Source organism: Actinocrispum sp. NPDC049592 (genome assembly GCF_040675465.1).
GTDB lineage: Bacteria > Actinomycetota > Actinomycetes > Mycobacteriales > Pseudonocardiaceae > Kibdelosporangium.
In genome coordinates, this window is sequence record NZ_JBFAPA010000012.1 from 83,777 (window position 1) to 108,905 (window position 25,129).

The following is a 25,129-nucleotide window of genomic DNA, read 5'->3' on the forward strand; positions in this document are numbered from 1 at the left end:
AGCGGGCGATGAGGTTAGATGAAGGCCACGCGGGAATGGGAGGTGTCGGATGGACGACGCCTGGCTGCGTGGTCCGATCCGGCGGCGGAGCTGGGCGACCCGCATCGCCCGGCGCACGGTGTGCCTCGTGGTGCCGCACGTGGTCGCCGGGGTGCGGCTGGCGGACCTGCTGCCGTTGCTGGAGGCCGATCACCGGATCCAGGTCGTGGTCACCGTGCCCGAGGACGGCTCGCACGGGCCGGCCACCCAGGACTTCGTCAAGGCGCTCGGCATCGTCGCGCTGCCGTGGACCCAGGCCCGGCACACCGAGTGGGACCTGGTGCTGGTGGCCGACAAGCACGGTGTCGGCGAGCTGCGGGGCAAGATGCTGCTCGTCCCGCAGGAGCTGGACGCGGACACGTTGACCGTGGACGGACAGGTGCGCGCGGACGCGATCGTGCTCACCCACGACCGTCAGCTCGAACAGCTCGGCGAGAACGTCCCGGACGCCAAGCCGGCCGCGTTCGTCGCCGGCGACATCGGGTTCGACCGGCTGGAAGCCGCGATGTCCCTGCGCAAGCACTACCGCGAGGCGCTGGACGTGCCGACGGATCAGGAGCTGGTGTTCGTCAGCTCGGCGTACGGCGAGCAGTCCGCGCTCGGCCGCCACCCGGACCTGTTCGACCGGATCCTGGCCGAGCTGGCCCCGGACCGGTACTGGGTCGCCGGGGCGCTGCATCCCCGGACCTGGGCGCAGTACGGCGAATGGCAGGTGCGCGACTGGATGTCGCCCGCGCTGAACGACGGCCTGCGGCTGATGCCCCCGCACGAGGGCTGGCGGGGTGCGCTCGTCGGCGCGGACGCGGTCATCGGTGACCACGGCAAGCCGACCCGGTACGCGGCCGGGATCGGTGTTCCGGTGCTGCACGTCCCGGACGGCGAGGACGCGCCCGAGCCGTTCGACGGCACCCCCGTCTGGGACCTGGACGACCCCCTTGAGCCGCAACTGAAACAACCCGGCGGCCCGGACCGGGACACCGTGCGCGACCTGCTGACCTCCCGTCCCGGCGAGGCGGGCTCGGTGCTGCGGCAGAAGCTGTACGAGCTGCTCGACCTCGACGAGCCCGCCCGCTCCGTGCCGCTGTCCCCCGTCTCCCTGCCTGTCCCGGTCCTCCCCTGACCTCGTGAGTGGTTTCGGTCGTTGGAACGGCCGAAGCCACTCACGAGGGGTGAGCTGGCGGGTTCAGGAGAGTTTGAAGTAGTCCAGGTTGAAGCCGCCGGTCTCGCAGAACAGGGTGACGGTCTGCTCGCCTGCCGGGAGCGTCACCTGGGCGTGCGTGGACTGGTAGGTGCCCCAGCCGGTGGTGTCCGGCAGGGAGAACGTGGCCAGCTTGGCGTCACTGGCGTCCCGGAACGACAGGCCGTCGGTCGCGGTGGCGCCGCTGCCGTTGGCGAACCGCAGCTCGAGGTCGTAGGTCCCGGCCTTGAGCACGTTCACCCGGTACTTCAGCCAGTTGCCCGGCGCGGTCCAGCCGACGTCGCGTCCGCCGCTGGCCCCGGCGTTGTTCTCGATGAAGTTGGCACCACCCTCGGTCCAGCCGTGCTGCTCGGAGTAGCTCTCCGCTTCGGCCCGTTCCCCCACCGGGGTGGGTTTCGGCACGACCGTGACGTGGATCGACACCTTGCTGCGCGACTTGCCGTCGGTGACGTACACGGTCAGGTCCTGGTTGCCGGTGGTCAACGGGTGCAGCGTGACCACGCCGGTGGCCGCGTCCAGGCTCACCCCGGCGGGCAACTCGGTGGCGTAGAAGGAAAGCCGGTCGCGGTCACGGTCGGTGGCCTTGAGCGGGACCTGCACGGTGCTGTACTGGTCGACGGTCACGTCCGGCACGTTCTGCACCGATGGCGCGTGGTTGTGGTGATCGGACGGAACCCGGCCCTGCCACTGGTACGTGGCCACCGAGTTCGCTGGAACCTTGACCACGAACGAGTTCCTGGCCATGGTCACGCGCACGGTGGAGTCGGTGGCGTTGCTGTTGGTCAGGACCGCCACGAACCGGTCGTCCCGGTCCTTGAACACGACGTTGCTGATGCCGTTGTCGGTCGTGCTCGACTCGACCCGGGTGTGCTGCGGGCCGAGGTACTTGGCGAACTGGCCGAACGCGTAGAGCTCGCCGCGGACGGTGAAGTCCTTGGTCGTGGTGTTCACCTTGACCAGCCGGTTCGGCCACTTGGTGGTGGCGGCCACCTGGTCCCAGTCGACGTTGTTGTCCCGCAACGGGGTCCAGTGCAGCGTGCCGCCGTCCTGGTCGGTGGTCTGCGCCCAGGTCACGTACGAGCTGACGTTCAACCGGAAGTAGCTCAGCACCGTCGCCGGGCTGAGGTCGCTGGTCTCGGTCATGTGCACGGGCTTGCCGGTCTGCTCGTAGGCGTCGCGCATCACCTTCGGGTCACCCCAGTACGGGTGGAACGCGATGGCGTCGGCGGCCTGCATGACCTGCTTGCCCTTGATGGAACCGTCCGGGGAGTCCTGGAAGATCCGGTAGTAGTTCTTGGTCTCGGTGCTGTTCGGGTCGCGCCAGTCCCAGAAGTTGAAGTCGTGCACGTAGAGCTGGGTGTCCAGGTGTGCGCGGCTCAGCTCGCGCTTGATCGCCAGGGCCAGCTTCTGCTGCTGCGCGATGGAGATGTCCATCGCCGGGTAGACGACGTCGATGCCCGGCTCGTTGAGCAGGGTCAGCGCGTCGACCTTGATGCCGTGCCGCGCGTAGGCCTGCACGTACTTGACGTAGTAGCGGGCGAACACGTCGATGCGGTCGTCCCGCAGCTTGCCGACCTGGTAGTAGCTGGTGGTGCTGCCTGGCTTGAGGGCGACCTCACCGAGGAACTTGTTGTTGGTCTTCATCCAGGCGGGTGCGCTCCAGGCGGAGGCGAAGAACGCGGCGCGCGGGTTGTAGCGCTGGATCAGCTTGATGGTGTCCACGATGTGCGCGTCGACATCGCGCTGGATGGAGAAGTACTTCAGGTCGGGGTCCTCGGTGACCCCGGCGGGCAGCTCGTCGTAGGACCAGAACGGCAGGTGCTCGATCAGGTCGGGGCTGCCGATGGTGAGCCGGAACCGGTCCAGGCCGGCGCCGGTGCGCGGGTCGGCCAGCAGGCGGATGGCCTTGTCGCGGTTCTCGGGGGTGAGTTTCCACAAGTTCGACACGCTGGTCTCGTCGAGCGAGAACCCCATGCCCGAGTACTGCTGGCGCAGCTGGCTGGGGTCGATGACGACGGTGGCGTCGGTCTTGGCACCGGTGTCCCGGACCGGTGCCAGCGGCTGCCAGATGTGGTCGGCTCCGCTGGAGTACGTGCCGGTCACCGGCGACCATCCCCTGTCCTGATCGGCCGCCCCAGCTTGCGGGGACAGTCCGGATAACAGGAGCGTTGCCGCTGCCGCGGCCACAGTCGTCCGCGCGACTCTGCGACGGGAAAACATGCCAGGTCCTCTCTGGGCGGGCCGGAGCCCACAGGGACTCCGGAACCGGTTACGGCGGCGCGGACCTGAACTTAGTTACCAATCCACGTGGTGTACAGGTAGTGATCGCTGTACCTGGTGGGCTGTGCCTTGGTGCCGTGGAAGGACGCCGCTCCTCCCCAGGTGAAGATGTAGTCGATCTTCCGGTTGTCGTCGTGCGTGGGCTCGGTGTACGCACCGCGCGGGCCGAGCGCCTCCTTCGCCCCGATGGTGGTGTACAGCTGGCTGAGCTCGGGCGAGTTCGGCTCGCCGTTGAAGTCACCGGCCAGCACCACGGTTCCCCAGGCCTTCAGCGGCCGCAGCTGCGGGTCGCCGCCCTTCTCCACTGTGGACAGCCACAGCGTCTGGCCCAGCCGCCTGCCCTGGTCGATGGACAGGTGGATGGCGCAGAACAGCATGTCGTCGAGCGGGACGCAGATCAGCCCGCGGGGCTCGTCCTCGTCGATGCCGGGCATGATCCGCCGGACCACCGGCCCGGTCGCCGTGCCCTGGTAGAGAACGGCGTTGCCGAAGTCCTGGCCGTTGTCGCAGCGGTGCGGCATCAGCGCCTGGAACTCCATCCGCATACCCAGCCGGGACGCGAACTCGGCGGCCTGGTTGCGGCAGGCCTCCTGCAGCGCCATCGCGACCGGCGCGGTGCCGACCGCCTCGTTGATCACCGGCGGGATCCAGTCCGCCTTGCCCTGGTGGCCGACGTTCCCCCAGATGTTGAAGGTGGCCACCCGCGCGGACCAGGCCTCAGGCGGCGCGGGCCGGCTCTGGTTCTGGGTGCCGTCCCCCGTGGCCCGCGTCTGCGTCGTCGTCGCCGCGGACACAACAAACGCCACCAACAGCAGCACACCCACAACCCCCAACATCCTCATGGTCCGCAAGGTATCGCCTTCCAGGCGCCCACGGCTGCGGCCGAATATCCCTAATTCCGTTCCCTGGGGAATGAATGCGACATCCGGGAACAGCGGGGACGGACCGTCGAGCAGGTGCCCCCGATGCCTGAGGTGCAGGTCGAAGAATGCCACCGGATAGGTGCGCTGGACCGCGATCGCCCGGTCGGGTCTTTGTGGACCGACCTGCGCGGCGACCTGGTCCGGTACCAGCCCCAGCAGTCCCGCGGCCTGGGGGATCAGTGTGGCGAAGTCACTGTAGGTGAGGTGTTCGGCACCTGTGCGGACGATGTTCTTCTTCCAGGCGGTCAGATGGTCCCAGAACGTCTGCAACTCCGGGATGGCCTGCCGCGACGCTCGCCCATCGACCAGCAGGTACGGGCGGTCCAGACCAGCGTCGGCCACCGGTCCCCAGACCGGCCCGTCCAGGCTCAGCCGTCTCATCCGCGAGTTCGCCGCGCGGCCCACCCCGCGGAAGGCCGCCGGGCTGCCCGGGAGCGGGAGGTGCTCGCGCTGGTGGGTGAAGGTCTGGCCAATCGGGAGATCAGCCGGGCACTGCACGTGGCCGCGGGCACGGTCAAGACCCACATCCGCGGTCTGTTGTCCAAACTGGACGCCCGGGACCGGGTGCGGCTGGTGCTCATCGCACATCGCGCCGGGCTGGTCGCCAGCTGGGGCCGCCCTGGATCCGGGCCGTGATCTCCTCGGACCTGCGGCGGAAATCGTCCAGCAGGTGGGGTGGGATCACGCGCAGGCGTTCGGTCCGGCTGCGCAGGAACGTCCGGGCGCTGGCGGCGAGGGTGGCACGGACCTCCGGCGAGTCGTGGTGGGGATGGGTGGTGAGGTACTCGAGGATGCGCTGGAACTGGTCGAACACGTCGAAGTGCCGCGGGGTGACTCGGCGGCTGATGCTCGTGGTGGTGCAACGCCGGTAGCCCACTCCGACCCGGCGTGACACGGCGATCTGGGCGGCGCCGAGCACGGCCGGGACCGACCAGGCGAAGTCCTCGTAGAACCCCGGCGGGAACCGCAGGCCGGCCACGGATTCCCGGCGGTAGGCCTTGTTCCAGCTGACCCACGACGAACGCAGCACGCTCGCGGCCGGGTTGACCCGTCGACGCAGGCCGCAGGGTCGTCGCTCCTCGTAGCCGAAGATCAGCACATCGGGGCCGCCGGCCGCCGACAGGTCGACGTCCAGTCCGGCCAGGAAGTCCTTGTCGGCGAAGGTGTCGTCGGCGTCGAGGAACAGCAGGTACTCCCCTGTGGCGCGGGCGATCCCGGCGTTCCGGGCGAGGCCGACCCCATGGTTGCTTTCGAGGTGCAGCACGGTGATACGGCCGTCCTCCCGGGCGTGCCGGTCCGCGATCGCACCCGAGGTGTCCGGTGAGTCGTCGTCGACCACGATCACCTCGAAGTCGGTGTTGGTCTGGCGCCGCACCGACCCCAGGCAGTCGTCGATGAACGCCTCGGCCTCGCGCATCGGCACGATCACGCTGAACCGGGTCACAGCGCGGCCATCAACAGCTCATACGTCTCCTCCACCGCGCCCAGCACACTGCGTACCACCACAGCGCCCGAACGCTGGCGCACCACCTCCATCAGATCGTCGTACATCCGCCCGAGCCGCTCCGGCCCGACGCGACCGTGGTGGTACTGGATCCACGGGTCGTTGCTGTCCCGCGCGCGACGGTCGAACCGCTCGATCGCCGCGGCCCGATCGTCGAGCAGGACGACCTCATGGAAGCCGGCCCCATGCTCGCGCGCCAGTTTCTCGAACTCGGTGATCTCCTCGACCCGGCCGAAGTAGTGCGGCAGAACGACATCGCCACCACCGTCCAGCTGGGTCGCCGCCATCGCCCGCACGAGCGGCCACACCACCTGCCAGGTATCGGTCGACTCGTCCTGCCACCCGCCGACCAACAGATGCAGGGCATCCACATTCAGGTTCAGCGCACCCACATGCCTGTCGACGTACAGCGCGGACAACGTGGACTTGCCGATACTTGGCGGGCCGTTGAGGTGAACGAGTTTCGCCACCATGTCACAGTAGGACCGGTCTCAACTCCATTTCGGGATCAGTGCGTGGGCGGGGTGAGGGAATACCTGGTGATGACGTCGTCGAGCCACGGCGGGGTTCCGTAGGTCAGGCCGTACTTTGCCGCCAGGGCAGCGAATTCGGGCAGGTCGTGTAACTTCGCCGAACCGGCCGGGTGGGCCGACATCAGATCACCGAGGTCGCGGAAGTAGTTCTCGAAACCGCCGGGCGTGATCACCTCGATGATGCGGCCGGGGGTGGTGCCCGCGTTCCACATCGCGTGCATCTCGCCCCTCGGCTTGGTGATGTAGCCACCCGGCCCCAGGACCACCTCGCTGTCGCCGGACCGGAACCCGATCTCCCCGGCCAGGACGATCGAGTGCTCGTCCTCCCTGGTGTGCTGGTGTGGCGCGGTGATCGTGCCCACGGCAAAGGGATGCTCGACGATCGAGACCACTCCCCCGTTGTCCCGGCTGAACAGTTTGAACACCGCGCCGAACCCGGGCAGTTCGACGCTCGGCCCCTCCCCGGGCCGCACGACCGTGACACTCACCGACACCTCCAGTTACGTTACAGACTCATATCGTAACCCAACTACCGGCCGGTGAACCGCGGGGGCCGGCGTTCGCGGAAGGCGGCCATGGCCTCGGCGGAGTCCTCCGTGGTCTGGACAACGGCCATGTGCGAGGAGATCAGGTCCAGGGCGGTGCGCAGGTCGGCGCGGGCGGACTGGTAGGCGGCGCGTTTGATCATCCGGATGTTGATCGGCGGCTGGTCGGCGAGGCGACGCGCGAAAGCCAGATACGACTGGGTGAATTCGACATCGGGGTACACGTGGTTGGCGAGTCCGAGCCGGAGTGCCTCGTCCGCGTCGACGAAATCCCCTGTCCACAACAGTTCCAGCGCCTTGGCCATGCCCACCAGGCGAGGCAGGTAATAGCAACCACCGTCCCCCGGAACGAGACCGACGCGAATGTACCCTTCGGACAGTCGCGCCGACGAGGACAACAACCTGATGTCACACATCAAAGCCATGTCCATGCCCGCGCCGACCGCGGTCCCGTTCACGGCGGCGATCACGGGTTTGTCCAAGTCCTCCAAGGCATACGCGACCCGGTGGATGCGTTCGGTCAGTGCCGACTTCAACGCCAGCGGCCCCGAGGCGACCTCGCCGAACTCCGCGAGGTCCACACCGGAGCAGAACGCGTCACCCGCGCCGGTGGTCACCACGACCCGCACGTCCGGGTCGGTCCGCGCGGACTGCAGCGCCGCGGCCCACTGGTCGATCATCTCGAAGGTGAACGCGTTCTTCATCGTGGGCCGGTTGAGCAGGATCGTGCCGATCCCGTCCGCGACGGAGTACTCCAAGTCAGCCATTGGGTCATCATGGAGCGGGACATCAACCAGCGGAAGGAGACCGGTGAGCAGCGTCACCACCGAGTTCGCCGACGGCGTCGCCGTCATCACGATCAACCGCCCGGAGGCACGCAACGCCGTCGACCTGTCGGTGGCGGAGGGCATCGCGGCCGCGGTCGACGAGTTCGACGCCCGTAGCGACCTGACCGTCGCGATCCTCACCGGCGCGGGCGGCACCTTCTGCGCGGGGATGGACCTCAAGGCCTTCGTCCGCGGCGAACGCCCGACCGTGCCCGGCCGCGGGTTCGGCGGCCTGACCGAGCACCCACCGGCGAAGCCCCTGATCGCCGCGATCGAGGGCTGGGCGCTCGCGGGCGGGTTCGAGCTGGCCCTGGCCGCCGACCTGATCGTGGCCGCGCGGGACGCCAAGTTCGGCATCCCCGAGGTCAAGCGCGGCCTGGTCGCCGCCGCGGGTGGGCTGCTGCGCCTGCCCAAGGTCCTGCCCTACCAGCTGGCCATGCAACTGGCCCTCACCGGCGACCCCATCACCGCGGAGACCGCGCACACCCACGGCATGGTCAACGTCCTCGCCGACCCCGGCCAGGCCCTCGCCAAGGCCCGCGAGCTGGCCAGGACCATCGCCGCCAACGGCCCGCTCGCCGTCCGCGTGACCAAACAGCTCGTCGGCATGGCAGTCGACTACCCGGGCAAGGCCGCGTTCGCCGCCCAGCCCGGCCTGATCGAGCCGGTCTTCTCGTCCAACGACGCACAGGAAGGCGCCCGCGCCTTCGCCGAGAAACGGGCGCCGAAGTGGACCGGCACCTGATCAGGTGATCCGCTTGAACGTCTGGTAATGGTCGTCGGTGTGGTACCTGCGGCCGTCGTTGCCGACGACCACCCGGTGGCCACCCCGGTCGACACCGAACTGGAACGGCCGCATGTCGTACTCCCGGTACTGGATGAGGGCGCCGGTCGTGGTGACGCGGGGCAGCATCATGCCCTGCTCGGCGCCGTTGTTGTCGAACGGGCGGCCGCCGCAGTACCGGCCCTGGCCGTCGTAACCGACTGGGGGTGGCGGCAGATCCGCGCCGGGCGGGGGCGCCTGCTCCGCCCTGGCGACGATGAACGCCAGCGTCACCGCGGGCCCGCCCTCCGGACCGTAGTGCAGGTCGGTCTCGGCGACCGTGGCCCCGTTCCACAGCGGCGCCTTCGCCTCCGCGGCGTACCTCAGGTGCTGCAGCCGCCGGCCGCCCTCGCCGGTGAGGAAGAACGAGGCGGGCTTGCCGGACGCCTTGACCGTGGCGATCAGCCGTGCGGCCAGACCGGTGTCGGCGTACGGCTGCGGCCCGCCCGGGTACGCGGGCGGCGGGATGCACTCCCGGACCACGCTGGTCACATTGAGCCCGGTCAGCGCGGCCTCGCGGATCAGCGCGGGGACCTCGTCGGGGTGATCCGCGTCGTTGAACAGGTCCCGGAGCACGGCGGGGTCGTTGAGCTGGCGGGCCGCCCGCAGCAGGGTGGGCAGCGGCTGGGCGGCCGCCGCGACCGCGTTCAGCAGGTCGTCCGGGATCGCCGCGTACCGGGCGCCGGGCGGACGGCCGGCGTTGAGCGCGGCCAGGGTGTCCTTGAGCATGCCGACGCGCAGCTCCACCTCGCCGACGAGCTGGCTCATCCCCAGCGGTCCCATGCGGTCCTTTTTGGACAGCTCGGCCTTGAGGCTCGCCCAGGCGTCCTTGACGTACCGGTTGGCGGCGGGGTCGACGCCGATGTCCGCCGCCGCCTGCCCGAGCCGGTCGAGGTCCTGGGCGTACCTGCGCGACTCCTCGACCCGCTCCCGCAGCGCTTGGACGCGACCGTCGAAGTCCTTGGTGCGCTGGTCGATGTTGGCCTTGGTCACCTTCGCGGTGGACTCAGACGCCAGTTCGGCCAGCTCGTGCACCACGTCCTTGTCGAACGCGAGCTCGTCCCGCACGCCGTCGGTCCCCGGATCGTGCGGATCGTTGTACACCTCGGCGAAGGCGTCGTCGCGCCGCTGGGTCAGCTTCGCGGCCCGGTCCGGCCAGGGGATCGTTTTGGGCGGTTCCTGCCCCGGTCCCTTGTTCTTGGTCAGCGTCTTCCCGGACTTGGGCTCGGCCGGCTGCCCGGCTTTGCCACCCCCGCCGGTGCGCTTCTTGTTCTTCTTGGTCTTGCCGCCGCCCTTGGACTTGGTCAGGCTCGTCGCCATCAGACGACCGTGTCGAACGGGATGCCGTTGGCGCCCAAGGCTTTGGCGATCCGGCCGTCGGCCGGCGCCTGCAGCACGAAGTGGAACGGCACCGACCCGGCGGACGAAGCCGAGCCCGCCAGCACGGACAGGCCGGTGACCAGGACCGAGTCGTCCTCCTCGGCGAGGAACTCGTCGGCCGAGTCGATCACGAACACGTACGCCTTGGCGCGCAGCCAGCTGAAGTCGCCCAGCATGTCGCGCAGGGCGGCCCAGTTCGACCCGAAGTAGGAGGGGAACTGGTACGCCGCCGCGATCTCGTCGAAGAACCGCGGGGCCGTGCGGGACCGGGCACCGCGGATCCGCCGCACCACGGCGGTGTCCGACAGCGCGGCGATGCCCGAGGTCGGGTCGCCGTCGGTCAGGTGGAAGAAGGGCGGACCCACTTCGAGCAGGTCGGTGAGTGCGCTCACGTGATCCTCTTGAAGCTGTTGTAGTGGTCTTTGGTGTAGTACACGCTGCCATCGGAGCCTTCGACGACCCGCTCCGGGCCGCGATCCGCGCCGGTGTACGGGTGGACGTCGTACTCCCGGTAGGTGATGGCGCTCCTGGTGCCATGATTGTATTTCGGCAGTTGCATGGAACCCGCGCCGGCGACGTTGTCGTAGATCCCGCCCGCGACGAAGTGGGTCCCGGGCCACCCGCCGGGTGGCGCCTGCGTACCGACCAGGGCCCGGTCCATCGTCCGCGCCTTGACCGTGGCGAAGTCGACCGGGTCGTCCTTGGTCCCGTAGGGGACCGAGCTTCCGGCGATCTCCTGCCCCGACCAGACCACGGCTTTGGCCACAGTCGCGGTGTGCAGGTCCTGGAGACGCTGGCCGCCCCGGCCGTCCTCGGTGCCGACGGTGCTGCCCTCTCCTGTGAAGTATTTGGCGTTCTTCTTGGTGCCCTTGATGAGCTTGAGCAGCTCCTCGGCGGTCTTGGTGTTCTTCGTGCACGCGGTGAGGACCTTGTCGAGGTCCGCGTCCAGGTCCTTGGCGGTCTTCAGCAGCTCCGGCACGTCGGCCTTGGTGTCGGCGTTGTCCAGGATCTTCTTCACCTTGGCGCGGTCGGGCTCCAGCTTGGTCATCGCGTGCAGGATCCTCAGCTGCTGCTCGGCGTCCGGGCCGGCCGCCGTCAGCAGGTCGTCCGGGATCCTGCCGACCTGGACGGCCTGATCCACACCGTTGATGGCGCTGAGCACGTCCTTGATCATGTCCAGCCGCAGCCCCACCTCGGCGATCTGGCCCGCGAGGCCGTCCCGCGTCTCCACGCCCTTCAGGCGCTGGATCTCCTTCCACGGCTTGGACAGCATCGGGTTGGTGGCCGGGTCCACCCCGTCGCCGACCGACCTGGCGACCGCCTCCAGCCCGGCGATGTCCCGCGCATACCGCTGGCTGTCCTGGATCCGGGTGGTCAGCGTCTCCAAAGCCCTTTTGTACTTGGGACTCAGCTTGTCGTAGTTGTTGGCGGTGAGCCTGCCGACGTCGTCCTTGACGCCATCGGCGTACTCCCGCAGGACGGTCGCGTCGAAGTTCAGCTCCTTGCGCACCGGCCCGGTGGTGTTGTCCGCTCGGCCGAACACCGTCGTGAGCGCGTCGGTGCCCTGGTCGTTGAGCTGTTTGGCCCGGACGCGCAGCACGTCCTTCAGCTTCTGCGCCTCGGTCTTCACCTTGTTCAGCGTCGGCGCCGGGCCGGGTTTGTCCTTGACCGTCGCGGGTTTGGGCGTCGGTGTGCCGCCGGCGGTGTGGCGGCGTTTCCTCGCTTTGTTCTTGTTCTTCTTCTTTTGCGCGACTTGGCTCATCGTCGTCCTCCGCCGCTCAGCCGACGCTTGCCTGGTAGGTCAGCACGAGGCCGAGGCCGGCCAGTGCGGTCTTGTCGCCGTCGACGGCGAACGTCCAGCCCTCGTCGGTGAACCGGAGGTCCGAAGTGGACAGCAGCTTGCCCTCGGTGAGCCTGGCCCCGTCCAGGGACACCCGGACGGGGGTGCCGTTGGCCAGGGTGTAGTGGGCGTAGACGCCGCTGATCTCGTTGCGGGCCAGGCCGGGGAACATGTCCGGGGTGAACGGCAGGGTCAGCGAGGTGCCCTCGCCGTCGACGAACTCCTGCCACTCGTCGGGGAACTCCGTTGCGATGTCGAAGAACCTGGCCGCCGCGTACGGTTTGAGCATGCCCTTCACCGCGTTGGCGAACACCTGGCCGCCGTCCTCGGCGGTGTAGCGGACGGTGATGACGACGTCCCGGAGGTTGGTGGGCTTGCGGCCGGTGAGCTGGAGGTGCCAGGTGGACACCGCCCCGGTGCCTTCGAACGGGAGGTACCTGGTGTCGTCGTAGCGCAGTTCGAACAGGCCGTTGTTCTCCTGCTCGCCGACCGACGACAGTGCGATCTGCTGGTTGGCCCGCCAGTCGCTGCGCAAGGTGCCGGGCGGCGGCTGCTTCGGGTCGAGCAGGTGCCGGACCGCCTTGGTGTCCGCGGAAAGCACGGTCTTGTGGCTCATCTGGGTCAGCGTGGCGTTGGGTTGCGTGGCCGCACCGTCTTCGTCCACAAAGGACACGGCGAGGCTGCGGATCTGGCGCCGGTAGTGGCCCGGGAAGTCGTGGTCGAACAGCTCCTCGGTGAGCGCGAAGTCGCACGCGCCCGTCGCCGACAACGTCAGCGCCGCGGCCGGGTCGATCTCCAGCAGGGACACCTGTTTGGTGATCTCCATCCCGCGTGCCCCGGTCGTGTAGTACGCCTGGCCGAGCTTTTCCAGGTCCAGGCTGAGGCTGTCACCGGCGAGCAACCCGCCGCGGCGGCTGTCCCAGTACAGCGGCCGGATGAACGTGACCTCGGCGTCGTTCAGGCCCCGCTCGAACCGCAGTGCCCGCTCGGCGGCACGGGCCGTGTCGTAGGCCATCGAGTACGCCTGGAAGTACAGCCCGGCCAGCTCACCGGCCATCCACCGGTACAGCTCGGCGCTGGAGAACTTGCCTTTCAGCTGTGCCGCGACGGCCTGGTTGTTGGCGATCTCCTGGGCGAGCACCTCGGCCTCCCGCTGCGCGCTCTTCAGCTGCTGTTCGGCGCCGGTGACCTGGTGGGTGATCTGGGTCAGGTCGTTCTTCGCGGTAGCCAGCTGGAACTGCCATTCCTCGGCGGTGCGGTCGTGTTCGGCGCGCACCCCCAGCAGTTCACCGGTGACCTGCAACCCCTCGGCCAGCGACTGCGGGATCTCGGCCGCCTTGTCCAGCACCTTGCCGACCTGCTTGCCGCCCCACTCCATGCCCATGATGAACACGCCCATCTTGACCTGTGGGACGGCATAGGCGATGCCCGCGCCGAGCTTGAGCAGCCCGGAGGTCAGGTGCAGGGCCGCGGCCGTGCCCATCAGGCCCAGTTGCGCCTGCTCCAAAGCGGACAGTCCATTGTCGACAAGCCGTTGGTAGCGCGCGATCCGCTGGTCGGTGGCGTCCTTGCTGGCCTGCAGCTCGCGCAGGTTCGCCGCGGCCGCCTCGATCTGGGCGTCCTTGATCGCCCGGGTCATGTCCAGGATCACGCCCTCCTGCCGGTTCTGCAGCAGGCTGAGCTCCTCGCCGTCCCGCCGTTCCAGCACCGACAACAGGTCCTGGCCGAACTGCTTGAGCTTGTCCACCAGCTCCTGCGCGCGGCGGAACATCGTGTCGAACCGGTAGTGCGGCACCGCAACCGCCACGCTGGACGCCACCGCCTGGCCCACGTCCATACCCGCGGCGACCGCGCGGACCAGGTCCATCGGGTCGATCGGCGGCTCGAACAACGGCAGCGGCTGGCTGATGCCGAGGATGTTGAGCGACTGGCGGATCTTGCGCAGCCGGTCCTCGACCCGGTCCCAGTACGCGGTGAACTGGCTGTTGTCCGGGATCCTGAAGTAGCTGCTGGCCACCCCGGCGTTGACCACACCCGGGCCTTCCAGCAGCCGCCCGCCCGCGGTCAGCTCGGCCACCAGGTCCAGGTCCTTCGGCCCGGGGTCGAGCTCGTGATAGGTCTTGGTCAGCGCCAACGGCACGCTCCCGGTCAGCTCGGGCCGCAGACCGAGCAGGTCCCACGCGAAGATGTACAGCATCCGGGCCTCGTCGATGCTCTCCCCCGTGTACTGGCGGAACAGCATGTCGCCCCAGTCGAGGATGTTGTCGATGTAGGCCATCACCACGGCCCGCCGGTGCGCCACCGGCCGCAGGTCGGCGATCGCCTGCGGGTCGAACGGATCCTTGTGGTACGCCGCGATCAAACTGTCGTGGTCGCCCACCAGGTCGTATGTCCGCCGCAGCCCGGACACGAGCGCGGTCCGCTCCCGCAGCTGGGACAACGCGGTGACGATCCCGCGCAGCAGAGTCCGCCTGGGTTCCCGGATCCGGTTGGTGATCTGGGCTTGTGCCGCGGTAACGGCGTCGGTCAGCAAGGTGTTCAGCCCGGTGGCCGACAGCGAATCGAGTACTGCCAGCTCCGCTTCGGTGAGCGGCCGGTTCTCGCGGAACGCGGGGGTCAGCTGCGTGAGTCCATTGAGGACGGCGTTCAACCCGTCGGACAGCCCGGCCGGCATGGCGTAGCTCGCGTCGGCGAGGCGCGCGGTCAGGTCGGTCAGGTCGCGGCGGCAGCGGTCGGCCAGCGCGGCCAGGTCGACCGCGAGGAACGGCAGGAACTTCCAGTACCGGTCCGGCTCGGTCGGGTCGAAGACGTACTCGTACCACTGCCGGGCATCGGCGAACCGCTGGGCGTCGTTGAGCGTCTGCGCGATCAGGATCGGTGCGTGGAAGAAGATCTCCCAGTAGTAGACCCCGTTGGCGCTCTGGAAGTCCAGATGCTCACCCGCGGGCAAACGGTTCTCCGGCACCCGATCGCCACGGACCTGGATGGTGTTGCGGTCCGAGCGGCCGACGCTGAACGCGGGCAGCTCGTTGAGCTCCTGGCCGGCCGGGTCCAGCAGGCTGTTCACCCCGCCGGCGAGCAGCCGCTGGTTGAGCTGCGCGGCCGTGCTTGTGGTCAGCCGGACGATCTCCAGCGGCAGGGAAGCCCGTTCGAACGGCCGTGGCACGGAGATCGTGGTCGAGAAACCGACGTAGTTGGGGCCCAGGAACAGATACAGCCGCTTGTCCGAGTCGCTGTCCAGCAAACCCGTGTAATCAGCGAAGTCGGCGGGCAGATCGCCCCAGTTGCCCTGGATCAACGCGAACCCGTTGAGATCACTGAGCTCCTGGCCGTCCCGCAGGCGGGCGTAGTAGTCGCCGCTGAACGCGAACCGCTGGGGGCCGCGACGGAACACGCCGGTGAGCGCCCGCAGCATCGTCTTCGGGTAGGCGTCGTCGACGACGTTCGGCACAGGTCCCTTGTCCGGCAACGTGTATCGAACGTACTGGGTGCCGCTGGTCAGGTACAGGTACTTGTCCTGGACGTAGGCCGCGTCGACGCTCTTGAAACCGCCGGTGGTCACACCCCGGTTGAGGTCCCGGGTCTGCTTGGTCACCTCGGTCGCCCTGGGCTTGGGCTTGCGGGGTGGATTCGGGCCTCTGTCCCGGTCCCGGTCCTGCTGTGGCGGGGTTTTGTCGGGCTCGGCGGCGGTGGACTCGATGTAGGTCTGGCTGTCCTCGTTGAAGTAGTAGGTCACCCGGCCCACTCGCAGCGCCGCGCCGATGCGGCTCCACTGTGGGATGTTGTCGTCGTTGCCCGCGATCGGGCGTGGATCGTCGAACCTGCTGAGATCCCTGCCATAGAACTTGATGTAGTTGCCGTCCACGAACAGGTAGGTGGACTGCTCGTCGGTGTCGACGAAGCCCGCGTCGAACCTGGTGTTCCCGGGGCGGTCGAACAGGGTTGCCGGGGTGGTCAGCCGACCGCTGCGGACGATCTGGTTCTGGGCGGCGGAGTAGAACCACTCGACTTCGTTGAGGTCGGTGAACGCCGCGTCGATCTTCGGCCAGTGCGGCAGGTTGTCCGGATTGGTCTCGATGTCCTTGGGGTAGTTGGGTTGCAGCGTGCCGAACGGGCCGCCGGTGTACTTGTAGTACTGCGAGCCCGAGCAGACGAAGGTCTGGTCGCCGCGGCGTAACACGGCGTCCACGACGCCCGTGCGGGTCAGGTTGGTCGCCTTCCGGCCCCAGCGGTCGGCAATGGTTCCGCCTTCACCGGTGGCACCCTTGGTGATCGTGGCGTACTGGCCCGTGTTGCCGAAGAAGATCCGGGATCCGTCGGTCAGCTCGGCCGCGGCGTTGATCCTGGACCACTCGGGCAGGCCGGCCTTGTTGCCTGTCAACGGGGATGGCGTGACCGGGGTGGCGGGGGCGACCACGGCGGGACGGCAGAGGAAGCTGCCGCCCTTGTAGTCGATGCTGAACCACGGGCCGTAGTCGGACTTGCTCGGGCTGGTGAACCGGACGACCTTGGGGCTGCTGGCCGGGTCGGTGACGAGCTCGCCCTGGGCCAGGACGTCCTTGACCAGGTCGGCGCCGGAGGCGTCCGGCAGGTTCGACGCCGGGATGGCCGCCTGGATCGGCACCTCGACCAGCTCCGGGGTGAGTGCGGAGATCTGGTTCTTGGTGACCTTGGTGACGACCACCGTGCCGGGCTTGATGCTCACCACCGAGTATGTGCAGGAGACCACAATGGACTCGGGAACGTCGCCGCCGCCGGCCGCCTCGACCGACAGCCGCACGTCGTAGATCGAGCCGTCGTTGCGGGTGTCCATCTCCAGCGTCTGCTTGGGCACCCATTCCTTGTTCAGGTTGTAGAACGAGTAGTGGATGCGGACGCGTTCGGTCTGGGGAGGCGCGGTGAGATCCTGCGAGTTGCCGGACTGCGTGGTGGTGATGGTCGTGCTCCCGGTCGTGGCCGGAGCGACCGATTCCTTGGTCGTCCAGAACACGAACACGCGGTTGAAGGCGTGCACGGGGTACACCAGGTCGGCGTCGATCTGGACGTCCACCTTCAGCCACGGCTCCCAGGCGGCGGTGAGCTTGTCCGCGCTGCGGAACTGGGCACGCCGGTAGTAGTACCGCCGGGGCTGGGTCCTGGTCCGTCCAAAGAGGACGAGGTCACGGGTGTCCTCGGCGCCCGCGGTGTAGATGTGGCCACCGGCGATGGCCAGCCGGGAGACCTCGGTGTACTCGTCCAGGTAGCGCTTGTACGAGCGTTCGACCGACTCGGGGGTGATCTCGCCCTGCAGCAGGTCGTCTTGCAGCTGCTGGAACGCGGGTGTCTTGCCCGGGCGCAACTCCGGGCGCAGGTAGTTCTCCGGGTAGAGGAAGACCTTGCGGTTGGCCTCCCAGGTGCGGTAGTTCCGCATCCAGGCCCACCAGGCCCGCATCCGGTCCCGGACCTCGGCCTCGGTGCCGCCACGGCCGGTCACGTCCTCCAGGTCGAGGAAGTAGCGGTGCAGGAACAGCTGGGTGGCCGCGATCCCCTCGCGCACCGGCGAAGTCATCCCCTGGCTGCCCATGTCGACGTCGATGAGCAGCCGTTCGAACAGCTCGCGCGAGGTCTCCGCGCCGGTGCTGGCAAGGATGTACGACGCCAACGCGTCCCGTTCGAGCACCACCAGCTCGTCGTGCACCTGCCGGGACAGCACCGCCCAGTCCGGCGCGCTGAACCGGCGGGCCAGCAGCTCGTACAGCGCCTTCGCGGTGTCCTTTTCGGACGGGTGATCGCCGAACAACCCGGTCCAGATCCCGAAGACCGCGGACGGCCCGGTGCCCAGCCTGTCGGCGATGGCGAACGCGTCGACCAGTTTCACCAGCAGTTCCAGCTCGACCCGGTCGTCGGCGACCGTGAGCACGCTGCGGTGCCTCGCGAGCCAGCGCAGTTCCTCGACGTCCCAGCCGAAGATCTCCGACAGGCTCGCGTACGGGTCGGGCACGGTCGTGGCGGAGAACTCGGCGAGTCCCTCGTTGGCGCCGGCCAGGGCCGCGAACCGGGCGATGATCCGCAGGTCCGCGATCCGGTAGGGCGTACCGCCGGACCAGCGCTGTTCGAACGTCTGCGGGAAGGTCCGGTCGATCTGGCCGTAGCCGTCGGAGTACCGGACGAAGTCGTTGCCGAGGCCGAAGTAGGTCCGTCCATCCAGGACGAACGCGCTGTCGATCCCGTCTTCGAACAAGGTGGGCAGGTCGCCCCAGTCGTCCTTGACGGTTCTGGGGAAGCCGTCGTCGACGTACGTGCGGTCGGCACCACAGTACCGAGCGAACTGGCCGCCTCGGAACACGTACAACTCCCCTGTCGGCGCGACGAAAGCCGCGTCGACGCCCGGGGTGTCGATGAAGGCGTTGCGGACCCGGCCCCAGACACCCTTCACCGGCTGGGCGCTGCCCTGTTTGTCCACCCGGAACCACGATGGCCCGGCGAACAGGTACGTGCCGTTGTCAGTGCCATGGAAGGCCGCGTCGATGCCGTCGTTCAGCTCGGCGGGCAAGTAGTCGATGCCGAGATCGTTCGCCAGGAACGTCTCGATCGTTCGAGGGTAGCCGTCGTCGACGAACGTGTACTCGCTGCCCGAGTAGCGGACATACTGGTCCCCGCTGAACAGGAACATGCTGCCGTTGCCGGCAAGCCCGGCGTCGACGTGACCGGTCGCGGCCAGCATGTTGCGGACCTTGCCGAGTTCGGTGAGGTCGTAGGACGCGGACGGCGCACGCGAAACGGCGTGGCACTCGCCGTTGATGAACAGGTACACGTTGCGGCGGTTGGAAACCACCGCGTCGACCACCCGGCCACCACGGTCGGCACATGCGGCGACGACGTCCTCGAACGAGTCCGGCAGGTTGCGGAACGCGTCCTCCCGGCGCAGGTTGTCGGCGATCAGCCTGGGGTAGCCGGGATCGGCGTACCGGTAGTTCGATCCGGTGTAGCGGACGTACTGGTCCCCGGAGAACAGGTAAGTCAGCTGGCCGCAGATCACGACCGCCGCGTCCACCTGCCCGCCGGGTGCCGTGAAGTTGTTGCGGGACCGGGCCCACACGTCCCTGATCGGCCGGGACGCCTCCACCACACCGGATGCGACGCGGGTGAACTTGCCCGGGAAGAACAGGTAGGTCGCGGAGTCGCGGCCGGTGAACGCGGCGGTCACCGGCGCCGGCCAGTCCTTCTCGACGCCGGGCCACAGCCTGCTCGCCGGTCGCGGCGGTGCCCAGGTGCCGCGGATCTCGTTGCGCGCCAGATACTTGTCGCCGACGAGCACCAGCATGGACTCGCCATCGAACAGCACGGCGTCGGGCGCGGTGAACCCGTCCGGCCGCAGATCCGCCGGAATATCCCAGAAGTCGGCGTCCGCCACCCACGGGTAGCCGTCGTCCGGGTGCCGGTAGTCGGTGCCGTCGAACGTCAGGTACCGCATTGTCCCGTCATCACCGGGCTTCTCGAAGACGTACGTCGTGTTGCCGCGTACGTACGCCAGGGTCACGCTGGTCAGGCCGCCGCCCCAGTGGTCGGCGATCAACCGCGGCTCACCCTCGATGTACCCGTCGACCAGCTGGGTTCCGGCGTAGACCACGAACTGGTCGCCGCTGAACACGTAGGTCTTGCTGTCACGACCTACGAAGGCGGCGTCGACCCGGTTGTCCTGCACGATGGCCGTCCGGCCGCGGCCCCAGTCCTCGGCGAACTCGAACCTCCGGTTCAGCCCGACGTCGAAGCACGAACTTCCTTTGAACAGATAGGTGTTCCCGTCGGTGCCGCGCAGCACCGCGTCCAGTTCGCGCTGGAACGCGGGCGGCACCTTCCGCAGAACCCGTGGCCGGAAACCGGTTCTGTCGACGGTCAGGCCTTCGAGTGAGCTGAGGTGTTGCCAGCCCTCGTATCCCTCGGCGAGCACCATCCCGTCCTCGACGAACGCACACCGCACGTCACCGAAGTTCTCGTACTTCCGGTACAGCTTGTCGGAAATGGCGTGGCAACGGCCGTCGGAGATCAAGTAGATGTTGCGCCGGTCGGCGAAGGCGGCGTCGACCTTCGTCAGCGTCTCGGTCAGGTTGGCGAAATGCGGTTCGGACGACAAAGCGCTGAGCGCCTTCGGGTACCCGTCGGCGACAACCGTGCGGTCAGGCCCGTCGTAACGGACGTATTGGTTGCCGGAGAACAGGTACGTGGCGGTGTCCACCACCAGAGTGGCATCTACGCGACCGTGCCGGGTGATGGTGTTGACGATGTTGCCCCAGAAGGGCGCGATCGGCGCCGGGTAGCGGTCGTCCAGCTCGGTGTAGTCGCTGCCGGAGTACCGGACGTACTGGTCGCCGGAGAACAGGTACGTCTTGCCATCCTTGCCGACGAAGGCAGCGTCGACGTGGTCGAAAGGCAGGCTGTCCCAACGGCTCTGCAGCTCACGTGGCTCGGACCACCAGCGGTGCTTGGCGTCGAACACGACGAAGTGCCCGCCGGAGAACAGATAGGTCCGGTGGTCCAGACCGGTGAACACGGTGTCCACAGTGGAGAAGACGCCGTCGGGCAGGTTCCACCAGTTGTCCGCCAACGGTCTCGGGTAACCGGCGTCCGGCGTGGTGTAGTCCCGGCTGGAGTAGCGCACGACGAACTGCACGTCCTGAGTCGGGTCGACGTGCACCTCGATCCGGACCTGAACGACGTCCGCAACGGTCTCCTCGACCCGCCGCAGCACAAGCTTGAGGCCTTGGTCGGCGGTGAGCTGCCACTCCGGCGTGGCTCCGGTCACCCGTGCGTCGACAGCGAGCGTGATCGCGTGGTCCGCCAGTTTCTCGCGCAGTGCACGGGAGACCGTTCCCGCGGCGAGGTCAGGTTCGTGGTCGATGGTCAGGGCGAACAGAAGCCCACCGGGTCCGAACAGATGCGTCGCACCGTCCATGACGAACGAAGCGCCGACCTGACGCAACCCGCCCCAGTCCTTGGCGATCCTCCGCGGATATCCGAGGTCCACAATGGAGTAGTCGGTGCCGGTATAGCGCAGGTAGCGTTCCCCGCTGAACAGGTACGTCCGCCCGTCGAGGCCCACCAGCGCGGAGTCCACGCCGTCGGGCAGGATCGGGCCCAGCTGACCCCACCGCTGCGAGGTCTGCGTGACCGTGCCAGTCTTGCCGCGTTCGACCGCGACCGTCTTGCCGTCCTTGAAGACGTGCACGATCCCGTTCTCGTCGGCGAAAGCCGCTTCCAGCGCGCTGTCGAAGCCGGGCGGGATGTCCGGCAGGTACGACTCGATCTTGCACGGATAGCTGTCGTCGATCTGGACGCCGTCGTTCTCGATGCTGTCGGAGTACCGGGCTACCTGGTTGCCCGAGAACAGCACAACAGCAGACGGTTCGGCGTAGGCGGCCTCGACTTTTCCAGTGTCCCCCAGGACATTGCGGACCCGGCCCCAGACCTCGGCGGTGGGCTGGTCCGGCGATCCGGTGCCGACGGCGAGACACCGGTCGCCGGAGAACAGATGCGTTGTGCCGTCCCGGTCCTGGACCGACGCGTCGACGGCCGTCCGGAACCGTTCCGGCAGCGGAGCGTGCCGCCCCTCCCCCTCCCACCACTCGCCGATCGCCCGCGGATACCCCTCGTCGACATACGTGTAGTCCGAACCGGAGTACCGAACGTACTGGTCGCCGCAGAACAGGTAGGTGCGGCCGTCGTCATCGACGAAAGCGCTGTCGATGCGCGCGGGCTCGGCGACGTTGTTCCTTACCGTGCCCCAGATCTGGTCCTTGCGCGCCCAGTGCCCGGTGCCGGGCAACCGGACGAACGCGTGTGAGCCGGCGCCATCGTGGCCGATGATCCACTCAGTTCCCTGCGCGTCAACGAAAGCGGCGTCGATGGCTGCCAGGTCGGCGAACCTGGGCGACAGCTCGATCAGCTGCTTGGGCCCGGTCGCGGTCTCGACACCCTTGCCATAAACCCAGTACAAGCCGTTGTGGAACAGGTAACGGTTGCCGTCAGCGGAGTCCAGCAGCGCGTCGATCCGGTCGACGTCCGGCGGCAGCACCAGCGGCTCGGGGAACTTGTCCGCCAGGTCCTGGTCGTGAAAGGCGACCCCGACCTGGGTGGCGTCCATGCTGAGTTTCGTGGCCAGCACGGCGAACCGCCGGACCCGGTCGTAGATCTTCTTGGCATCCGGGGAAAGCAGGCCGTCGAAGGCCCCGGCGAGGCTGTCTGCCACGCCCGAGCAGACAGCCTCGACGGTGCCTTCCGGCAGTCCGGTCGCGTCGGTCAGGACGCCGAGAAGGGCGGATCGCTGCGCACCGGCCAGTTCGGTGAGCTTGTCGGTGATCTCCGTGCGGGCCGCGATCATCTCGCGGGCGGCGGTGTGCAGCAGGAAGAAGATGTCGGTCTGGTAGTCCGTGAGGCCTTCGATGGTGTAGCCGACCGCGTTCGCGGCGGTGGCGAACCAGGCCAGCCGGTCCTCCGGCACGGCAAGCTCTTCGTCGATGTCGTCGCGGGCTTCGAGGATGGCCACGAGCCGCTCGGACTCATCGGCGTCGAACCCGAGGTCCGCCACGGCATCCAGGTCGAGCCGGTAGGGCTGCTGCTCGGTGAGGACGGCGGCGATCCGCTGGGTGATGGTGGCCAGATCGGTGTCCGAGAACAGGTTCTCCCAGACCGAGCCGGCGAGCGACACGACGTTGGCCGGGTCGGCGAAGAACGAGCGCATCTCGTCCGGCACAAGGGACTCGACGAGATAGCTGCCGTCGAGGGCGGCGACGACCGCGCGGGCGACGGCGTGGTCGGCGATCTCGGCGAACTGGTCGGCCTCGACGGTCAGGACTTCGGCGCGCCGGTCGGTGAGCTGGGTCTGGATCGCCGCCAGGATCCCGGCCCGATAGGGGTGGAACACCGCCGAGACGCTGAACGCCTCCAGGGTCAGCTTGATCAGCGCGGCCGGGTCGGCGTAGTTGTCGTCGCGGTCGATGTACCCGTTGAACCGCAGGCTTTCCACCAGATCCGTGCGCTGCTGGCCGGTCAGCGTCAGGTCGGCGAAGATCTCGGGGTCGAGCGTGACCGGCTCGGTCCGCCACTGCTCGGTCCGCTCCAGCAGCAGGCTCCTGACCTCCTGGGCGACCGGGTCGAGCGGCAGGGTGGTGGTGAACAGGTGCTCGTTGCCCGGGTCGGCGAAGAAGTCCGGGTCCTGGATGACGCCGTCCTCGTCGAGGTAGCCGAGCACGATCAGGTTGTCGTACAGCTCGGCCAGCTGCAGCTCGGTCGGCCCCTCCAGGTCCGCCATGCTCGACGGGTAGAACGCCTCCGACTCACCGATGAGCTCGAACAACCGCGCGCGGTAGGCGGTGAAGTCGCCTGCCAGCACGAAGTCGTCCTTGACGACCATGCCCGACTCGTCGAGGGCACCGACGCGGACCAGGTTCGTGTAGATCTTGCCCGCCAGCTGCTCGGCCAGGCCCAGACCGAAGAAGTCCTCCTCGGTCAGCATGCCCAGCTCGGCGATGCAGTCGTAGGCCGCCGTGCCGACCAGCGCCGGGTCGAGCCGGAGCAGGCGACTGTCCCGTTCGGACACAACTCCTTCGGACGCGTTGAGCACGTCGAACACGACCCGCGAGGCCCGCTCACCGAACCGGTCGGAGACGAACGAGCCCGGCGCCAGGGCCACCTGGTCGAGGGCCTCGCCGAGCTGCTCGCTGACGTCCTCGGCGGCGTTGTCCCCGGCCAGGATCGACGAGAGCTCGCCGCTGTCCATCCCGATGGCCTGCATCCAGCGCACGACGCTGACCAGCAGCTGCGCCAGGCACAGCGCCGAAGCGACGTCCGGGGCTTCCAGCATGCGATAGAGATCCTGCGTTCCCGGTTCGACTTCGAGCAGCCCGCCGGCGAACGTGCCGGGGTCCTGGGTCAGCGCGTCCAGGATGGTGAAGAACTCGGTGGCGGAGATGCCGAGAGCCGTGGTCAGCTTCGCCACCCGGTGCAGCAGGGCGACGGACTTCAGGCCGGCCGGGTCGAACGGGCCGGGCTGTGTGCCCAGACCCGTGTAGCGCTTGCGGATCCGCGTGACGACGGTGCCGAGATCGGGATCGGACAGACCGATCGAGCGCGCCACTCGGACGCGGTAGTCCTTGTTGCGCGGATGCAGAATGTCACCCGAGATGGTCAGAACCGTTGTCCCGGCGGGCACCTTCGTGGCGGGCCCTTGGATGACCGTGTGCTCGGTTGCGAAGGGCTCGTTGAACACGCGCTCGAACAGGTCGTCGTCGATCGGGCCGGTCAGGCTGGTGATCACGTCGATCGGCAGGGTCAGCGTGCGGCTCAGGTGGATGACCACGGCGAGTGTGCGCAGGGCTTCGGCGTTGATCTTGTTGCCGCAGCAGCGTCTCAGCACGATGTCGGCGTCACCGAGGGCCAGGCCGGCCTTCCGGGCGAGCCGGACGAACCGGCTGACCCGTTCGAACCACGCCTGCGGAACGGCTTTGCCGCCCTGGGTGAGTTTGGTGCCCGCCTCGTCGAGGGTGACCGGCGTGGGGCTCTGGTTGACGAACGCGGTGGCGCCCAGGTGAACCAGCGCGTCCAGCTCGACGGCGGTGAGCCGGGTCGCGCGCACGAACTGAGCGACGTCCTGCAGGTCGGCGAAGGTCCCGTCGAACCCGTAGTACGTGGTCAGCAGGTCCGCGTTGTCGGTGATCACGGTGGTCACGAGCTTGACGTCGTCCACCGACAGACCGAGGAACTCGCGGGCCACGGTGTCGCGGTCGACAACGTCCGCGAACAGCTCGTACAGCTCAATTGGACCGGTCTGGAAATGCCGCAGATAACGGCGTGCCTTTTCCCGGTCGAGGTCGAACGGCATGCTGAACGGGAATCGCACGTCTTTCAGATCCGCGCCGGTCAACCCACGCAGTACTCTCGTGACGATATCGAGATAAGGTGACTCTGTGTAGGTATGTTCGCCATCGAGCGGAATTGCGGTGAGATCCGGACGGCGGTCCGGTCCGGTGAGTGGCTCACCGTCGAAGTTGTCCTCGATCAGCTTGAGCAGATCGGCGAGGTAGGCGGCCGGCGAGTACACCGAGCGCCCCTCGTCGACGGCACGGAAGTCCAACGCGCCGAACAGTTGGGCATACGTCGGCAGCAAATGGTCTTGACGCACGCGCGCCCCCGTAAGGAAATAGGAATACGTCTGAGAAAGCCCCGACCTTCGACGCCCGCATTCACGGGTCGCGCGGCATTA

13 protein-coding genes are annotated in these 25,129 nt (G+C 68.1%); 3 read left to right on the forward strand and 10 right to left on the reverse strand.

Annotation, left to right across the window (positions count from 1 at the left end; genetic code table 11):
* Positions 1-49 precede the first annotated feature (49 nt).
* Entirely contained in the window at positions 50-1,159 is a 1,110-nt protein-coding gene (locus AB0J95_RS28140; RefSeq protein WP_364763997.1) for a hypothetical protein, read from the forward strand.
* Positions 1,160-1,222: 63 nt separating this feature from the next.
* Here AB0J95_RS28140 and AB0J95_RS28145 read toward each other — a convergent pair whose 3' ends face one another.
* A complete protein-coding gene (locus AB0J95_RS28145; protein WP_364764000.1) occupies positions 1,223-3,340 on the reverse strand; it encodes a carbohydrate-binding protein in 2,118 nt (705 codons plus the stop codon).
* Positions 3,341-3,528: 188 nt separating this feature from the next.
* Complete coding sequence (locus AB0J95_RS28150; protein ID WP_364764003.1) at positions 3,529-4,821, reverse strand: endonuclease/exonuclease/phosphatase family protein; 1,293 nt, start codon at positions 4,819-4,821, stop codon at positions 3,529-3,531.
* A 60-nt stretch (positions 4,822-4,881) separates the two neighbouring features.
* Here AB0J95_RS28150 and AB0J95_RS28155 point away from each other — a divergent pair, with 60 nt between their 5' ends.
* The gene (locus tag AB0J95_RS28155) at positions 4,882-5,076 is read left to right on the forward strand and encodes a LuxR C-terminal-related transcriptional regulator (RefSeq protein ID WP_364764006.1); all 195 of its coding nucleotides are present in this window, start codon (positions 4,882-4,884) and stop codon (positions 5,074-5,076) included.
* Here AB0J95_RS28155 and AB0J95_RS28160 read toward each other — a convergent pair.
* Genes AB0J95_RS28160 through AB0J95_RS28175 form a run of 4 tightly spaced genes read right to left on the reverse strand, consistent with a single transcriptional unit; the run spans position 5,018 to position 7,789 of the window.
* On the reverse strand, positions 5,018-5,884 hold the full coding sequence (locus AB0J95_RS28160) for a glycosyltransferase family 2 protein (RefSeq protein WP_364764009.1): 867 nt from the start codon (positions 5,882-5,884) through the stop codon (positions 5,018-5,020). The genes AB0J95_RS28155 and AB0J95_RS28160 overlap by 59 nt on opposite strands.
* Entirely contained in the window at positions 5,881-6,414 is a 534-nt protein-coding gene (locus AB0J95_RS28165; protein WP_364764011.1) for an AAA family ATPase, read from the reverse strand. Before AB0J95_RS28165 ends, AB0J95_RS28160 begins: the two co-directional genes overlap by 4 nt.
* Before the next feature lie 38 nt (positions 6,415-6,452).
* Entirely contained in the window at positions 6,453-6,965 is a 513-nt protein-coding gene (locus tag AB0J95_RS28170) for a cupin domain-containing protein (RefSeq protein ID WP_364764014.1), read from the reverse strand.
* A 41-nt stretch (positions 6,966-7,006) separates the two neighbouring features.
* Entirely contained in the window at positions 7,007-7,789 is a 783-nt protein-coding gene (locus AB0J95_RS28175; RefSeq protein WP_364764017.1) for an enoyl-CoA hydratase-related protein, read from the reverse strand.
* 43 nt (positions 7,790-7,832) lie between these two features.
* Here AB0J95_RS28175 and AB0J95_RS28180 point away from each other — a divergent pair, with 43 nt between their 5' ends.
* The gene (locus AB0J95_RS28180) at positions 7,833-8,594 is read left to right on the forward strand and encodes a crotonase/enoyl-CoA hydratase family protein (RefSeq protein WP_364764020.1); all 762 of its coding nucleotides are present in this window, start codon (positions 7,833-7,835) and stop codon (positions 8,592-8,594) included.
* On the opposite strand, the gene AB0J95_RS28185 is transcribed toward AB0J95_RS28180, so the two are convergent.
* The 4 genes from AB0J95_RS28185 to AB0J95_RS28200 are packed head-to-tail and all read right to left on the reverse strand — an operon-like array spanning position 8,595 to position 25,048.
* Entirely contained in the window at positions 8,595-9,992 is a 1,398-nt protein-coding gene (locus AB0J95_RS28185) for a ribonuclease domain-containing protein (protein WP_364764023.1), read from the reverse strand.
* Positions 9,992-10,444: a barstar family protein gene (locus AB0J95_RS28190; RefSeq protein ID WP_364764026.1), complete on the reverse strand. Its 453-nt coding sequence runs from the start codon at positions 10,442-10,444 to the stop codon at positions 9,992-9,994. The genes AB0J95_RS28185 and AB0J95_RS28190 overlap by 1 nt, the downstream gene beginning before the upstream one ends.
* Complete coding sequence (locus tag AB0J95_RS28195) at positions 10,441-11,814, reverse strand: ribonuclease domain-containing protein (protein WP_364764029.1); 1,374 nt, start codon at positions 11,812-11,814, stop codon at positions 10,441-10,443. Before AB0J95_RS28195 ends, AB0J95_RS28190 begins: the two co-directional genes overlap by 4 nt.
* A 16-nt stretch (positions 11,815-11,830) precedes the next feature.
* A complete protein-coding gene (locus AB0J95_RS28200) occupies positions 11,831-25,048 on the reverse strand; it encodes a hemopexin repeat-containing protein (RefSeq protein ID WP_364764032.1) in 13,218 nt (4,405 codons plus the stop codon).
* Between the last annotated feature and the right edge of the window lie 81 nt (positions 25,049-25,129).

Bases quoted from the DNA above. Each gene is read 5' to 3' on its own strand.
- AB0J95_RS28175 (WP_364764017.1), bottom strand. From the start codon at position 7,789: ATGGCTGACTTGGAGTACTCCGTCGCGGACGGGATCGGCACGATCCTG.
- AB0J95_RS28150 (WP_364764003.1), bottom strand. From the start codon at position 4,821: ATGAGACGGCTGAGCCTGGACGGGCCGGTCTGGGGACCGGTGGCCGAC.
- AB0J95_RS28195 (WP_364764029.1), bottom strand. From the start codon at position 11,814: ATGAGCCAAGTCGCGCAAAAGAAGAAGAACAAGAACAAAGCGAGGAAA.
- AB0J95_RS28140 (WP_364763997.1), top strand. From the start codon at position 50: ATGGACGACGCCTGGCTGCGTGGTCCGATCCGGCGGCGGAGCTGGGCG.
- AB0J95_RS28185 (WP_364764023.1), bottom strand. From the start codon at position 9,992: ATGGCGACGAGCCTGACCAAGTCCAAGGGCGGCGGCAAGACCAAGAAG.